Raw genomic sequence first — 15,574 nt, 5'->3', positions numbered from 1 at the left:
AACCTTGTAGCCCCTGACGTTCACATCACCCCCCGTCCCTCTCTCCCGCGGAGATGGGGAGCCAGACGATTTCAGCACAATTCTCGTCTGCTGCATGACCGGTGCCCCCTCTCCGCGGGAGAGGGGGTCAGGGGGTGAGGTTGACGCCAGGCCGAAACCTACTATGTCCGCTACTGCCTCCTACTTCCGCGCTGTGCTGCACAGCTACAGTATGCTGTTCTTCTCGCAGCATCGCGGGTTTGGCGTGCTGCTGCTGCTGGTCACGTTCAGCCACCCGGCCGCCGGGCTGGCGGGGCTGGCCAGCGTGCTGCTGGCGGTGGGCGGGGCCCGGCTGGCGGGCTTCAACCGGGAGTGGACCGATACCGGCGCCTACGGCTTCAACCCCCTGCTGACCGGGCTGGCGCTGGCCTCGTGCTATGCGCCGGGCTGGCCGCTGGCGGGGCTGGTGGTGGTGGGCGCGGGCATGGCCCTGCTGCTGAGCGTGGCGCTGGGCGGCTGGTTGGGCGGGCGCGGGCTGCCGTTTCTGTCGCTGCCCTTCCTGGCCACGGTGTGGTTGCTGATGCTGGGCAGCGGCCCGCTGCTGCACCTGGCGGCGGGCGAGGCCGCCGTTTATTGGCTGAATGAAGTGTACGCCATTGGCGGCCCCCGGCTGGTGGGCGTGGTGCAGTGGGTGGGCGACTGGCCCTGGCCGCCGCTGCTGGCCACCTACCTGCGGGCACTGGGCGCGGTGCTGTTTCAGGACAGCGCGGCGGCGGGGCTGCTGGTGGCGCTGGGCCTGCTGTGGCACTCGCGCATTGCGTTTTCGCTGTCGGTGTTGGCGTTTGCGGGGGCGTATGCGCTGGCCGGGCTGACCGGGCCGGTGACAGGCGGCATCAACGAATACAACCTAGGGGCCAACTACATGGTGGCGGCCATTGCGGTGGGCGGCGTGTTCGTCGTCCCGTCGGTGGCCAGCTACGGCTGGGCGCTGGGCAGCGTGCTGGTGACGGTAGTGGGGCTGGCCGCCAGCACGGCCCTGCTCGACAGGCTGGGGCTGCCGGCCCTGTCGTTGCCCTACTGCGGCACGGCGCTGCTGTTTCTGTACGTGCTGCTGCTGCGCGAGCGGCCCGGCGCGGGCCTCGTGCTCACGCCCGTGCAGCGCTACTCGCCCGAGCGCAACCTCTACGCCTACGCCACCGACCGCGTGCGGCTGGCCCACCAGGGCGCGGTGGCCCTCACCCTCCCCTTCCTAGGCAGCTGGCAGTGCACGCAGGGCTACCTCGACGGCGGCCCCACCCACCTGGGCGACTGGGGCCAGGCCCTGGACTTCGTGATTGCCGATGCCGACGGCCGCACCTGGCACGGCGCCGGCCTGTCGGTGTCGGACTTCTACGCCTACAACAAGCCCGTGCTGGCCCCCGCCGACGGCGTGGTAGAACACGTCATTCAACACATCGAAGACAACGCCATTGGCGACGTGAACACGGCCCAGAACTGGGGCAACACCGTGGTGCTGCGCCACGCGCCCGGCCTCTATACTCAGCTCTCGCACCTGCGGGCCCACTCGGTGCCGGTGAAGGTGGGCGAGTACGTGCGACGGGGCGACATCATCGGCACTTGCGGCAACTCCGGCCGCTCGCCCGAGCCGCACCTGCATTTCCAGGTGCAGGCCACGCCCTACGTGGGTTCGCGCACGCGGCCCTACCCATTGGCCTACTTCGTGGCCGAGGCCTGCGCTTCCCTCCCAATAGTTGCGGCACACCTCTCGAAGGAAGACGTATCCCTCAAGAGGGATGGAGCAACCCTTTCGACGGTTACGCCTTCCCTCAAGAGGGATGTGCTACCCGATGAGCAGCAGGACGCATCCATAGCCGTGAAAGCACCCCGCCCCGCCCCGGCCCATCCAACCGCAGCGGTGCCGAAGGCTCAGCTCCGCCACTTCAGCGTGCCCGTGGCGGGCGAAACCGTGAGCCCGCCCTCCTTCAACCGCACGCTGAGCCAAGCCTTGCGCCTGCCCCCCGGCTACGCGCTGGAGGTGCGCAACAGTGACGTGCCCACGGCCCCCGCCCAGCGCTGGGAGGTGCTCACCGATGCCTACAACCTGCCCTACCTGCGCTGCCTGACCACGGGCGCCGTGGCCTACTTCGGGGGCGACGAATCGGTGTTTTATTTCACGGCCTTTTACGGGTCCGAAGCCTCGTGGCTGTACCTGTTTTACCAGGCCGCCTACCGGGTGCCGCTGGTGAGCCTGCCGGGCCAGGCCACGCACGACGTGTTCCCCCTGTCGGTGGTGAAAAACCCGGCCCTGACCTGGGCGCAGGATGTGCTGGCGCCGTTTTATCGGTTTCTGAAACCCACGTTTTCGCTGGAAGAAGCCGCAACCGATGCCCCCGGCTGGCCCGGCCGCGCCGTGCGGCTGCGCAGCTGCACGGCGGTGGCCGCGTTTGGCCGCATCACCGAAACCCAAACGGCCGAGCTGCTGGTGCAGGACGGTGCCTTAGCGGAGCTGCGCGTGCGCCGGGGCCAGGCCGAAGTCAACCTCACGTTTTCAGTGGCCGGCGCATGAGAAACGGATGCCTTTTGCGGGCCAGCAGCGGCTGGCCCTTGCCAAGCCGAACCGGCCGTAGGGACTGGTGCCTGCTCCTGCTGTTGCTGCTGGGGCTCGGCCTGTGGCCTGCGGCGCCGGTGCAGGGCCAGCAACTCACCAGCTTTTCCTACACCGACAGCCTCATCCAGGCCCTGGCCACCCAGTACCGCTGGGCCGAGCTGGACTCGGTGGGCCGCGCTGCCCTCCGGCTAGGTACCGATTACCCGGCTCTGCGCCGCCACCTGGGCCAGGCCGCCCTGGCCCAGGACCGGCCGGCCCTGGCCCTGCGCCACTACGGCCGCGCCCTGCGCGAAAATCCCATGGACAGCACCGCCCGCCACGGCCTGGCCCTCGCCTACCTAGAGCTGAACCAGCCCGGCCCCGCCGCCTTGGTAACCCGCGGCCTGGCCGACTCGTTGCGGGGCCCCTTGCACCTGAAGCCCTTTCAGGCCCTCACCCGCGTCGAGCTCGAAGCCAGCGGCCAGCAAACCAACACCATTCACCGGGGCGATGCCGGGTTGGTGCGCCTGGGCGTCAGCAGCCGCTTGTGGTCGCGCTTCACCCTCACGCAGGATTTCACCCACTTCGGCCAAACCCTGGAGCTGCCCGATTTCCATCGCACGCGCTTCGGTGAGCGTTATTCCGTTCGCCAAAACCAATACCACGCCTTGCTGGGCGTGCAGCTAACGCCGGGCTGGCGCGCCCAGGTCGGCTTCACCTACCTCAACAGCGACCTGGGCCGCGTGGAAGCGGTGCCGGGCCAGTTCGGCTACGCCTCGCTGGCTTACAGCCGGCCCTACTGGACGGTGCAGGCCGGCTTCTTCGTGGGCACCCTCACCGACACGGCCCGCGCCCAAACCGACCTGCGCCTGACCGTGTACCCCCTCGGCAACCTGCGCCTGTATAGCTTTGGGCGGGCCAGCGTGGTGCGCTCGGCCGGCCGCAGCTACCCCAACGGCGTGCTGGGCATAGGCGGCCGGCTGCACCGCAAAGCCTGGCTCGAAGCCTTTGGGGGCCTGGGCCAGGTGCCCATGCTGGCCGAGCTGGATGGCACCTACGTTTACAACCTCTTTGACCCCCTGCGCCAGCGAGCGGGCGCCAATCTGCTTATTTTGCTGAGCCGCGCCCTGTCCTGGCGCCTCGGCTACGGCGCCGAGCAACGCCGCGACGCCGTAAACGGCAACACCTATTCTTTGTATTCCCTTAGTACCGCCCTTGCATGGACCTGGTAAAGCTGACCTTTTCTGCCACGCTCGTCTGCGCCGCCCCGGCCAGCGCCTGGGCCCAGGCCGACCAGACCTCGGCCTTTGCCAGCAGCTACGCCGCCGAAGCCAAGGCCGACTACGCCGACGCCATTGCCCCCATCAAGGCCATTTACACCGGCACCTACGAGCAGAACCTGCGGCTGGGCTGGCTCTATTACCTGGCCAAAAACTACACCGCCGCCGCCGCCCACTACCAGAAGGCCGTGGAGCAGCGCCCCTACGCCGTCGAGCCCAAGTTCGGCCTGGTGAAGCCGCTGAATTCGCTGGGCCAGATTGAGAAGATGCTGAACCTCTACCAGGACATCCTCAAAATTGACCCGCAGAATACCCAGGCCAACTACTGGACCGGCGTCATCTACTCCAACCGCAAAACCTACGACAAAGCCGCCCGCTACTTCGAGCGCGTGGTCAACCTCTACCCGTTCGATTACGACTCCAACCTTTCCCTGGCCTGGGCCTACCTCAACCTTGGCAAAAAAGCCGAAGCCCGCGCCCTCTACACCAAGGCCCTGCTCATCCGGCCCGGCGATGCCGCCGCCACCGCGGGCCTCAAGCGCCTGTAGGCCGCTTTTGGTTTAGGCCGCCAGGCGCGGGGCCTCGTCAGTTGGCGGCAGGCAGCGCACCACGTAGGCAGCCAGCGCCCCAAAGGTTTCTACCCGGCCCAGTTCCGCATCGTCCAGCTGCACCTGCAGGGCCCGCTCCACGTCGCAGAAAAGCTCGTTGCGCTCCTCGTTGCTCGTGAACACGGCGCTTAGCTTGCGGCGCGGCGTCAGGCTGGCCCCTGCAATCAGGTGCCGCCGCAAAATCTGTCGCAGGATTTTATAGACCCTCTTTTTCATCACATCCACATTATCAGCAATATCACCCGGGAATCAGCGTTTCACGGCCTGACAGCAACCGGGTTTCGGGCAGCGCATTTTGGCTAGGCTATTTAGCAGGCCGACGCCCCGGCCGCTGGGCACGCTTCTGGGCGGCGCGCTTTGCCTGAAATTTGGCGTATTCGTCGGCTTTCAGCACCGTACGGAGCTCAGCAGCGAACTCGTCTTCAAGAAAACGTTGCATGGCAATAGTTAAAAATGTATATTGCTGAATAAAAAACAATAAGCGCCCCGGCCAGCGCCTTTAGCAAAGAGGTGGCCAAAATGTCGCCGGCCTGCGCCGCCTGGTCCTGCTTGCTGCTTCAAAGGTGCAGGCGCGTGCTCCGGATTGGAAACCCAATCGTCCGCTTGCCTACTGGCGCCGACTACCTGCCACCTGCCACCGCTCAACGGGGCATTTGTTCATCAGTCCCTTTTCCCATTTTAGGAATTAACCGTCTAAGGCCGTAGCGCTTCCATTCATCGTCTTTTCAGCCACCATCATCGATTGTAAACCATTTTTTTGCCCCACTGTTCTCATATTTGGAATAGCATTGGTCGTCGGCCAGCGGCTGTTGAACTGTGCCATTCCTTAAATGCCCTCTCCGCCGGCATCCGTTCATTTGTTTTATTTGTCGTGCCTTTCTGCCGCTATCGAACTCGTGGCAACGGAAGACACGGCCGTGCTGGTCGACGATTTATACCTTGCCGTGCCCAACTTTTTAGCTTTCGCTCCCTTGGCCACTTCCGATGCCCCTCGTTCCCAAAGCTCGCCACACCAAATGTATGATACCGACCCGTCGGCATTCCGCGACGCGCAGGCTTTTTTAGACCGCTCGTTCACACCTGCCAGCCGCAACGCGACGGAGGTCAGCAGCGGCTGTGCTATTTCGCCCAACGTCATCGGCGACTCCAGCGAACCCGGCGGCTCACTTCCCCTCGAGCGTGAAACCGGCGGCCAGTTTACGATGGGGCAGAACTATCCGAACCCCTATACCGACGAAACCACCGTCCCCTTCGTGCTGGCCAATGCAGCCGATGTGCAGCTCACTATATACGACCCGCTCAGCCGCAAAGTGGCCAGCGTGGTGCGCAAAGGCATGAGCGCCGGCGAACACCGCATCACCTTGAATTTCCGGGGCCTGGACCTGCCCAGCGGCGACTACATCTACCAGTTGCAGGTGAGCAACCGGCACGGCGTGTACCGGCTTCGCCGCACCATGACGGCCAAATAGCGGCAGTGTTGCGCATATGCGCATAGAAGCACCGTGTGGAGGTTGACTGCGACTGCGGTCAACCTCTTTTTTTTCTTCATCATAAGGCCTTGCTGCGACAGTCGGGGCCATTCGTTTGGCCCAACCCTTTCAGGATAAGCGGCGGCGGCCGTACTTTGCTGCCGGAGTGCCTGCCCTGGGCAGTCTCGCCTCGCTTCCGCTTTCACTTCCCACCGCGGCCCTGCCGCACCATTTCCTTTTTATGGCTGAACAAACCCTGACCGGCCTGCGCGCCGGTGTGCTGCACGGCGACGAAGTGCAGGCGCTTTTCAAACACGCCAAAGCCCACGGCTACGCCCTGCCCGCCGTGAACGTGACCGGCACCAACACCGTGAACGGCGTGCTCGAAGCCGCCAAAGCCCTGAACTCGCCGGTGATGGTGCAGTTCTCGAACGGCGGCGCGCAGTTCTTCGCCGGCAAATCGGTGCCCAACGACAAGCAGCAGGCCAGTATCGCGGGCGGCATTTCGGGCGCCTACCACGTGCACCAGATGGCCGCCCTCTACGACGTGCCCGTGGTGCTGCACACCGACCACGCCGCCAAAAAGCTCCTGCCTTGGATTGACGGCCTGCTCGATGCCGGCGAGAAATACTACGCCCAGCACGGCCAGCCGCTCTACAGCTCGCACATGCTCGACTTGTCGGAAGAGCCAATTGAGGAGAACATCGAAATCTGCAAGCGCTACCTCGAGCGCATGGCCAAAATCGGCATGACGCTGGAGATTGAGCTCGGCGTGACCGGCGGCGAGGAAGACGGCGTGGACAACTCCGACGTGGATTCCAGCAAGCTCTACACCCAGCCCGAGGAAGTGGCCTTCGCTTACGAGCAGCTGAGCGAAATCAGCCCGCGCTTCACCATCGCGGCCGCGTTCGGCAACGTGCACGGCGTGTACAAGCCCGGCAACGTGAAGCTGCAGCCCAAGATTCTGCACAACTCGCAGGAGTTCCTGCGCCAGAAGCACAACATTACGGAGGCCCTGCCGATTGACTTCGTGTTCCACGGCGGCTCGGGCTCGTCGCAGGAGGAAATCCGCGAGGCCATCAGCTACGGCGCCATTAAGATGAACATTGATACCGACCTGCAGTGGGCGTTCTGGGAAGGCATCAAGGACTACTACGTGAAGAACGAAGGCTTCCTGCAGGGCCAGATTGGCAACCCCACCGGCGCCGACTCGCCCAACAAGAAGTACTACGACCCGCGCGTGTGGCTGCGCAAGGGCGAAGAAACCTTCGTGGCGCGCCTCAAGCAGGCCTTCGAGGACCTGAACTGCGTGAACCGCCGCTACTAGTTTTTCGCTTACGGGAAAAAGTAAGAACGTCATGCTGAGCGCAGCCGAAGCATCTCTACCGCAATAGCAAATGAATTACTTGCGCGGTAGAGATGCTTCGGCTGCGCTCAGCATGACGTTCTTTTATTACGCTCTATTCCATTTCCCCTAACCATGCCTTACCAGCCCGCCCCCACCCGCTACCAGGAAATGACCTATCGCCGTTGCGGCCGCAGCGGCCTGAAACTGCCGGCCCTCTCGCTCGGCCTGTGGCACAACTTCGGCGGCGTGGACGTGCTCGAAAACAGCCGCGCCATCCTGCACCGGGCCTTCGACCGGGGCATCACGCACTTCGACCTCGCCAACAACTACGGCCCGCCCCCCGGCTCGGCCGAAACAAACTTCGGCCGCATTTTGCGCGAAGACTTCGCCGCCCACCGCGACGAGCTCATCATTTCGAGCAAGGCCGGCTACACCATGTGGGACGGCCCCTACGGCGACTGGGGCTCGAAGAAGTACCTGGTTTCCAGCCTCGACCAGAGCCTGCAGCGCATGGGCCTGGAGTACGTCGACATCTTCTACCACCACCGCCCCGACCCCGACACGCCCCTGGCCGAAACCATGGCCGCCCTCGACCTGATTGTGCGCCAGGGCAAAGCCCTGTACGTGGGCCTGAGCAACTACCGCCCCGCCGAGGCGGCCGAAGCTTTCCGCATCTTGCGCGCGCTGGGCACGCCCTGCCTCATCCACCAGCCCAAGTATTCGATGTTTGAGCGCTGGGTGGAAGACGGCCTGCTCGACCTGCTGGGCGAGGAAGGCGTGGGCTGCATCCCCTTCTCGCCCCTGGCCCAGGGCCTGCTCACCAACAAATACCTGCACGGCATCCCCGAAGACTCGCGCGTGGCCAAAGGCGTGGGCTTCCTGAAGGAAAGCAACCTCACCCCCGAACGCCTTTCGCAAGTTCGTCGCCTCAACGACCTCGCTCAAACCCGCAACCAAAGCCTCGCCCAAATGGCTCTTTCTTGGCTGCTGAAGGATGAGCGGGTCACGTCGGTGCTCATCGGCGCCAGCAAGCCCGAGCAACTGGATGACTCACTGCGCTGTCTGGAGAATCTGGCGTTTGGCGCGGAGGAACTGGCGGGAATTGAAGGGGTTTTGCGCGGGTAGCAAAGGGCAGAAAAGCCCGTCATGCAGAGCGCAGCGAAGCATCTTTACCACCACCAGTAAATAATTACTACTGTGGTAAAGATGCTTCGCTGCGCTCTGCATGACGGGCTTTTTTATCTAAAACGCTACTTCCCAATCGACCCAATCTTGGGCTGAATCTGAATGATGAAGCGCTTGTTGAGCGCCTCCTGGCTGCCGGTGTAGCGGCCGGCGCCGCGGAAGCCGCTACCCGCCGCCACCACTTCCAGGTTGGCGGGGAAATGAAGCCCGGCCTGCTCCCAGAGGCGAATCACGCTCAGGGCGCGGCTATAGCTGAGCTGGCGCACGGCGGGGCCGTCGAGGTTGTGCGGGTCGTTGGCGGGGTAGCGCAGGTCTTTGGCGGCGCGCCCCTCTACCACAATGAGGTACTGCACGTTATCATCGTTTTTTATCGACTGCATCTCACTCAGCAGGAAGCGTCCGGCTTTCACCAGCGGCGTTTGGGCCTCGTAGGGCAGCACGTCGCTCTTGGGCGCGAAGGTGACGGGGAATTTCAGCTCGTAGCGCTTGTAAGTGGCGTTGTACTCGAAATAATTGCTTTCGAGGCGCTTGAGCGCAGCTTTGATTTCATCGAGCTTGCGCTTTTCCTGCACCTGCACTTTCAGCTCCGAAATCAGGCGCTCGTTGTCGCGCTGCTTGTCGTTGGCCCGCTTGAAACCCAGCACGAACAGCACGAGCATGATGAGGAACAAGGCCGTCATGAGGTCCACGTAGCTGGGCCAGAAAAAGTCCTTGCTTTCTTTCATATCAGAACGTCATGCTGAGCGCAGCCGAAGCATCTCGCATGGGATAGTAATTCAATCGTTGAAGCATTATTGAGTAGTGGTGGTACGCGAGATGCTTCGGCTTCGCTCAGCATGACGTACTTTTTTGCAACTCTTCCACGCTACTTCTTGCCCAGAATATTCCGCTGAAACCAGTTGGGCTTGGTAATTTCCTCCAGCACCTTGTTGGTCCGGTCGACCTGTTTCAGCAGCTCCTGCTGCAGCTGCGCATCGGCCAGGAGCCGGGCCTCCATGCGCTGCATGGCTTGGGCGGCCAGATTGGCCTGGCGCTCCTGCAGCACGTTGAGGTCCTTTTGCTGGGCCGGGAGCTGGGTGAAGGGGTTGAGGTACTCGGTGATTTTCTGGTAGATGTTGTCTTGGTTGAGGCGGCGGAAATGCTGCTGCCACTGCTCGTGGGCGGCGCTGGCTTCCTTCTGCAGCTCCTGCAGGCGGCCGTCGAGCTCGGCATCCATGCGGTGCACGCCCTCGCTCACGCCCTGGCGGATTTGGGCGCCCAGGTCGACCAGCAGCTTGCCGTGCTGGCTGAAAAAAGCCACCTGCTGGCGCAGCGCATCGTCGTGCTGCTGCAGGTACTGCGGCACGCTGGCCAAGCCCTGCTCCAGGGCGGTGAGGCGGTTGAGCAGCGCGCCAATGGTTTGGGCGGCCTCATTGCTGTGTACCACGGTGGTATTCAGTGCCTGCTGGTAGCCCAGAAATTTGTCAAACGTCTGGGCACTTTCATCCACCCGGTCGAACACCTTGATGGTGGCGTTGGCCAACTCCGAGTAGCCAATTTTCTCCAGCTGCTCCAGGAAGCGCTTCTGCACGCTCACGTTCTCCGTAATGCTGGCGATGAGCGGCGTAAACTCGTGAATCTTGCTGAAAAAATCGTTCTGAATCTGGCTGAAAAACTCGGCGTTGAAGGTATCGAGCACCGCCTTCAGGTTGCTCATGCCGGCCTGCATGTCGGAGTTCAGCTTGGGCAGCAGGGCCTTTTGCAGGAAGGTGTAGTAGGCGTTTTTCTGGCGGTCGCGCACGGCGCGGGCCTGCTTCAGCAGCTGGTTGCCGGCCAGCGTGAAAGCCAGGCCGAACAGGCTGCCAATCATGGCAATGAGCACCCCGCCGAGGAAGTGCTGCACGTCGTTGTTGCTGAACGAAGTGTCGGTGTTCGGGTTGGCCGCCGCGTCAGCAAACGGATTGCCCACCAGCGCCACCAGCCCGATGATGGCGCCCGTGAAAGTACCCAACAGCCCCAAATACAGCGGCGTCGTTATCTGGGCCTGAATCTCGTCGTCCAACGCCTCGGCGTGGCGCTCGGAAATGTCTTTCAGAATGCCAAAATCGGCGGCCGCGCCGCGGTTGTTCAGCAGGTATTCGTTGGTGTCGGTAATGATTTGGCCAAACTCCGACGAGGCCCCGTTCGTGATGAGCGCATCGTACTGCACCTCAAAGTTTTTCTCGGGCTGCGCGGCGGTGTAGGGAATGGGCTGCACGCCCACCGCGCCCGCCGCCGGGTACATGCCCAGAATGCGCCCGATAAGCTGGCGGTTGCGGAGGAATACCACCGCCTGCCACGCCACCAGCGCCAGGATAAGAAGGATTTCGATTAAGAGCATAGCTTCGATTTACTGCGAAGGTAGAGATGCATACTTGCGTCTCCCCGTTGAGCAAAGAGGAACGTCATGCAGAGCGCAGCGAAGCATCTCGCGTGTGGTGGTAACTCAATTGAAAGAATTACCGCCTCACGCGAGATGCTTCGCTGCGCTCTGCATGACGCTTTACTGATATCGTCCAATGTACCTAGCTCAGCGCAATGCCCGCTTTCTGCACCACATGCCAGGCATCGTCGCGCTTTTCCAGCTTGCCGGCCGTCAGGTTTTTGATGGTGGTAAACTGCTCGGTGGGGGGCAGCTCAAACTGAAAAAACTCCTTCAACTCCCGCACCCCGTTGCCGATGATGCGCGACTGGTCGGCCTGCGGGCTGAACGAAAACTGCGCCGTGGTGGCCTCCGAGTGCGGCAGTGTGATGAGCAGCGGCATCTGTGGCAGCGGGTTGGGGCTGAGCTTGCGGTGCTCGATGCTGGGCACGTCGGGGGCCGGGGCGTAGTAGTGCAACGGGCCGTTGTTGGGCACAATAGTCGCTTCAGCAGCGGCCGAAGTTTCTGCCGAAACGTCGGCCGCTGCTGAAGCGCTGGCTTCAATCAGCTCCTGAATAGCGGGCGGCGTAGACGTGGGCGCGGCCCACTCAACGGTTTGGCCGGGTTCCAAAGGTTCTTCGCCGGGGTTGGGAATAGTCGGATTCATAGCGGCGGAACGGGGAGCAATGGTGGGCCAGGACGACGCGCGCTCGGTGGGCGGCGTGGTCCTGGAATTGATATTAGGCTTCTTCTTTTTATCGTCGCGGGCCTGTTTCTCCGGCGTTCGAGGAGCTGGCGGCGTGCCTTGCGCCTGGCGCATCGACTGCACCTTGGGCGCCTTGGCGGCTGGCTCTGGCGGAACACCAGCGGGCGTTTCGGCCGGGGTGCGGGGCACGTTTTCCGCCTTTTTGCGGACCGGTTCGGCCAGCGGAAAAGCCGCCTCATCGGATGGCAACTCCTGTCCGGAGACCGAGCGGTGGCGTCGCTTCGGCTTAGAACTGCGCGACCATAGCCGCGCGCCCAGTACGCCCAGCGCAATGCCGCCCAGCACGCCCAACACCAGCGGCCAGTTCGACGAAGGCGCCGCGGCCACCGACCCGGGCGCTGCCATCCCCGAATCGGCTGGCGCAGCTGGCTGAGCCGGACCAAGCGTCGGCGGGGGGCCCGATTGGGAATCGGTTTGCGCCCGCAACCCCGGACTACCCGCAAGGGCCAGCAGGAGCAGCAGCCCCCGCCAGCCCAAACGGCTAATTGAGCGGCTGCGCGTCATGAAGCACCTTGGATAGCTCATACAGTGCGTTTTTGAACGGCAGGAAGAACAGCGTTTCGGGCACGGTATCGCCGTCGCGGAGCACGTCGGCGTACTGCTGGCGATAGAGGTTGAACGAGTCGCCGAGGCTGCGCTCCAGCGTATTCATCACCAGGCCGGGGTCGTTTTTCACACCCAGGTCGGCCTGCACGCGCTTCAGCTCGGGGTCTTCAAGCAGCAGCTTGAGGCAGGCGCGGGCGTTGGCCAGCACCGCTTGCTTGATTTCGTCGGTTACGGCCGCGGCTTCGAGGTGGTGCTCGCCTTTGTCGGCTAGCGGGTTCTCGGGGTCGGGAAGCACGCCCACGGGCCGAACCATGGGCGGGTCCTGCGGAATCTGGCCGGTGGCGAGCACGCCGCCGTTGGCGGTGGTTTGCTTGGGGTCGTCGGCCAGCTTGATGCGGAAATCGGCCGGCACAGTCTGTCCGGTTGCTTTTTCCATGATGAGGCGGGCCAGCTTCTCCACCGGCTGCAGGTTGGACCCAGCCGCCAGCAGGCGCACATAAAGGCTGCCGCGCCCCGTGAAGCACAGGTAGCGCGGCAGCTGCTGGCCGTTGGCCACCGTCACCTGCGCCACGTGGTAAATCAGCGCCCCAAAGTGCAGGTAGAACAGCACGCGCAGGTGCCCGGCCCGCAGCAGTCGCTCGCTGAAACCCAGCAGCTGGTCGTAGTTGAACAGGAAGCTGGCCACGTCCTCGGAGCCGAAATTGTCGGTTCCTTCGGCCACCAGCACGTATTCCCGCGCCCGGCGGGCGGCGGGGCTCAGCACCGCGCTCTGCACGCCGGCCACGCCAAAGCGCACGAGGCCGTTGTCCTTCGAGCCGCGCACCTCGGCCCCGCCATCGCCCCACAGGTCATTGCCGGCGAAGCGGAACGAAGTGCTCAGCACCGGCTTGCGGTCGGCGTAGAGCAGCACGTCGGTAGTGCCGCCGCCGATGTCGATGAAGGCCGCGTTTTCACCCGGTCCCAGCGTCACGATGTTGCGCCGGGTGAGGTAATAATACGGCGCGGTCGACTCTACCATGCAGGGCATGGAGTTGGTCGTTTTGAACACGTCATGGAACAGCGTATCCCATTCGCGCTGATACAGGTTGCGCTGGTAGGTCGAAAAGCTCAGCGGGGCAAACCAAGTAATTTGGGTGGCCGCGAGGTTGCCGCCGTTCAGGGCCACTTTGGCGCGGCACAGCAGCAGGATTTCCTTGAAAAACGCCCGCACGCGGTTGGTGTTGGCGATGTTGAGCGAGTTATCCCACTTCAGGTTGGTGTGGTAGTTCGGCCGGCGCTGCTCCTCGGTGATGATGCCGAAAGCCACGTTGATATTGCCGAGCACGCTCAGCTCCTGGGTGGCGTAGTTGGCCGCCTCGTAGGTGGCGGTGCGGGCCGGGAAGGCGTAGGGCGAGCTATCGGCCCCGATAATCGGGGGCACGAACTCACGCTCCTGGTACTGCTGCCAGCGCTTGATTTGCACGAAGTTGGCCGGGTCGTCGTCGATGCCGCGGTACAGGCGCTCGTAGGCGGTGCGGTCGGGCTCGGCGGTGGACTTTTTCAACAGGGCCACCGGCGTATCGGCCAGGCCGAAGCTGAACGGCTTGGGCTCCTGACCGGGGCTGTCCTGCATGGCCACGTGGGTGTTCGTGGTGCCGAAGTCGATGGCAAAACGGTACTCCTTAGTGCCCTGGCGCACCTGGGGCCAGCGCGGGATGATGAGCGCGCGGCCCTCGGCCGGGGACGGGTTCAGTACTTCGAGGTAGTCGAAATGCGTGCCGCGCACCTCGAAGTAAGTGCTGCCCTCGTCCTGGCTGGTTTTGGGGGTGCGCTCGTAGCGGGTGGCGCTCTGGTCGGTGCCGGTTTCGCTGAGCTGGTGGCCGTTGGCCCAGAATTTCAGGTCGACTTTCTTGGTCACCATGCTGGGGTCGATGTTGTTGGCATCCACCAGCATGACTTTGTAGAAGTCGTTGTACTGCGGCGCATCGGCCACTTTCACGAAGGGGAACACCGACAGCGCCACGTTGGTCACGCGCAGCCGGCCCACGCCCTCGCCCTGCGGGTTATCGTAGTAAGCGCGCTCGTAATCCACGTAGTCGCCACCGCTCACCGGCACCCGTAGCCGCACCCGGATGCAAGCCGATTCCAGCTCCAGCGAGAGGTGCTCGGCCAAATCCTGCTGGGTGAAATAGTCGAAATAAGCTGGCTTAATGGGCAGCAGCGGCCAGCTGCTGGGCCGGAAGCCGGGCGCGATTTTCAGGTTGCCGACGAAGAATTTGGCCTCGTCAACCTCGTAGGGCACGGCCAGCAGGGTTTCCTCCAGCAAGTCATTCACCGTGAGGTACGGATATGGCAGCTCCGGGCCGGGCAGCGTGCGTTCCTTTAGTGGCCGGGCATCGGTCAGCGGCACAATGGCCCCGCTGTCGGCAAACAGCGTTTCGTTGTAATACTTCTTGCCAATGGCCTTCAGCCCCGGACGTAACACTATCGGCAGCGGCCCCGCCACCCCCGCCCGCGTAGGCCGGATGAACAGGTCGGAGCCGCGCACGGTGCCTTCGTCGGGGCGCACGCGCAGCAACACGCCGGCCACGTCAATCTGGTTGTTCGAGGCATCGGTCAGCACCGGGAAGTTGCTGAGGCTGGCGGTGCCGTCCATGGCCCACTTCTGCAGTAGGCCACGGTCAAGGGTGTCGCGCACCAGCGGCGCCATGGCCGTCAGGGCCGGGTCGCCCACGAACTCTTGGTACACGTAGTCGCGGAACGCGGCTTCGCGGTTGGCCAGCGGCACATATTGGTTATCAAAATAATAGCCCCCACCCTGCGGGCGCTGCACCGGCAGCGGCTTCACATTCGGGGCCGGGAAAAACAGCGTGAGCGGCGAGGTGCCGCCGATAAGCTGCGGCACACCATTGGAACCGGGGAAGTAGATGAGGTGCATCTCGGTCAGCTTCGCGAATCGGCCGTCGAGGTACAGGGCCAGCACGTCGGCCAACGGGCGGGTGGCGGGATTGGCGCGCAATTTGGCCAGTTCCTCGTCCTTGCGCCAAGCCCGGATTTGCAGGCGCTGGCTGGCCAGCTTGCGCTGGTGGAAGTTGAACACCATTTCCCACACGTCCCAGAAGTGGCTCACCAGCTGATGATATACTGAGTCTTGGGCCGCACCGCCCTGCGTCACGAAGCGCAGCGCGGTCTCTACCAGGTGCATGCGGGCGAAGGGCGAGGGAATCGAAACCGCCACCTTGGCGGCGCGGCCGCCCTGCGGGTCGAGCAGGCGCTCCACTTCGTGGGGGCCAATTTTACCAGTCGGTCCCCAGCCCTCGTGGGTGCTGGAGCCGGTGTCGTGCAAACGCAGGATTTTAGCCATGAAGGTTGTTTTCGGCCTCACGTCAACCTCACCCCCTGACCCCCTCTCCAAAAAAGAGGGGGCACCGGCAATGCGCTGACGTC

Annotated in this window: 12 protein-coding genes; 6 read left to right on the top strand and 6 right to left on the bottom strand. The window is 63.5% G+C overall.

Annotated features, from left to right (window positions below):
• Nucleotides 1-163 precede the first annotated feature (163 nt).
• The 3 genes from JKL48_RS12695 to JKL48_RS12685 are packed head-to-tail and all read left to right on the top strand — an operon-like array spanning nucleotide 164 to nucleotide 4,394.
• Nucleotides 164-2,545 carry an urea transporter gene (locus tag JKL48_RS12695; RefSeq protein WP_201982967.1) on the top strand — a complete coding sequence of 794 codons (2,382 nt, stop codon included), beginning with the start codon at nucleotides 164-166 and terminating at the stop codon, nucleotides 2,543-2,545.
• On the top strand, nucleotides 2,542-3,798 hold the full coding sequence (locus JKL48_RS12690) for a bacterial transcriptional activator domain-containing protein (protein ID WP_201982965.1): 1,257 nt from the start codon (nucleotides 2,542-2,544) through the stop codon (nucleotides 3,796-3,798). Before JKL48_RS12695 ends, JKL48_RS12690 begins: the two co-directional genes overlap by 4 nt.
• Entirely contained in the window at nucleotides 3,786-4,394 is a 609-nt protein-coding gene (locus tag JKL48_RS12685; protein ID WP_201982963.1) for a tetratricopeptide repeat protein, read from the top strand. The genes JKL48_RS12690 and JKL48_RS12685 overlap by 13 nt, the downstream gene beginning before the upstream one ends.
• A 12-nt stretch (nucleotides 4,395-4,406) precedes the next feature.
• Here the strand turns inward: JKL48_RS12685 and JKL48_RS12680 are convergent, their stop codons facing one another.
• Complete coding sequence (locus JKL48_RS12680; RefSeq protein WP_201982960.1) at nucleotides 4,407-4,670, bottom strand: hypothetical protein; 264 nt, start codon at nucleotides 4,668-4,670, stop codon at nucleotides 4,407-4,409.
• 88 nt (nucleotides 4,671-4,758) lie between these two features.
• Entirely contained in the window at nucleotides 4,759-4,893 is a 135-nt protein-coding gene (locus JKL48_RS23420; RefSeq protein ID WP_262896000.1) for a hypothetical protein, read from the bottom strand.
• Nucleotides 4,894-5,350: 457 nt separating this feature from the next.
• Here JKL48_RS23420 and JKL48_RS23580 point away from each other — a divergent pair, with 457 nt between their 5' ends.
• From JKL48_RS23580 to mgrA, 3 genes are all read left to right on the top strand, one after another.
• Complete coding sequence (locus JKL48_RS23580; protein ID WP_201982958.1) at nucleotides 5,351-5,923, top strand: T9SS type A sorting domain-containing protein; 573 nt, start codon at nucleotides 5,351-5,353, stop codon at nucleotides 5,921-5,923.
• A 241-nt stretch (nucleotides 5,924-6,164) separates the two neighbouring features.
• Complete coding sequence (gene fbaA / locus JKL48_RS12670; protein WP_201982956.1) at nucleotides 6,165-7,250, top strand: class II fructose-bisphosphate aldolase; 1,086 nt, start codon at nucleotides 6,165-6,167, stop codon at nucleotides 7,248-7,250.
• Nucleotides 7,251-7,403: 153 nt separating this feature from the next.
• Entirely contained in the window at nucleotides 7,404-8,396 is a 993-nt protein-coding gene (mgrA, locus tag JKL48_RS12665) for an L-glyceraldehyde 3-phosphate reductase (protein ID WP_201982954.1), read from the top strand.
• 125 nt (nucleotides 8,397-8,521) lie between these two features.
• On the opposite strand, the gene JKL48_RS12660 is transcribed toward mgrA, so the two are convergent.
• The 4 genes from JKL48_RS12660 to JKL48_RS12645 form a co-directional block, all read right to left on the bottom strand.
• Entirely contained in the window at nucleotides 8,522-9,181 is a 660-nt protein-coding gene (locus tag JKL48_RS12660) for a hypothetical protein (protein ID WP_201982952.1), read from the bottom strand.
• A 140-nt stretch (nucleotides 9,182-9,321) separates the two neighbouring features.
• Nucleotides 9,322-10,815, bottom strand: coding sequence for a hypothetical protein (locus JKL48_RS12655; RefSeq protein WP_201982950.1), 1,494 nt, complete (start codon nucleotides 10,813-10,815; stop codon nucleotides 9,322-9,324).
• A gap of 184 nt (nucleotides 10,816-10,999) precedes the next feature.
• A complete protein-coding gene (locus JKL48_RS12650) occupies nucleotides 11,000-11,947 on the bottom strand; it encodes a hypothetical protein (protein WP_201982948.1) in 948 nt (315 codons plus the stop codon).
• A gap of 136 nt (nucleotides 11,948-12,083) precedes the next feature.
• The gene (locus JKL48_RS12645; protein WP_201982946.1) at nucleotides 12,084-15,491 is read right to left on the bottom strand and encodes an acetate and sugar kinases/Hsc70/actin family protein; all 3,408 of its coding nucleotides are present in this window, start codon (nucleotides 15,489-15,491) and stop codon (nucleotides 12,084-12,086) included.
• Nucleotides 15,492-15,574: the final 83 nt, after the last annotated feature.

The organism is Hymenobacter rubidus (genome assembly GCF_016734815.1).
GTDB lineage: Bacteria > Bacteroidota > Bacteroidia > Cytophagales > Hymenobacteraceae > Hymenobacter > Hymenobacter rubidus.
Note: the sequence above shows the minus strand (reverse complement) of the source record. Positions and strands in the feature narration are given on the sequence as shown.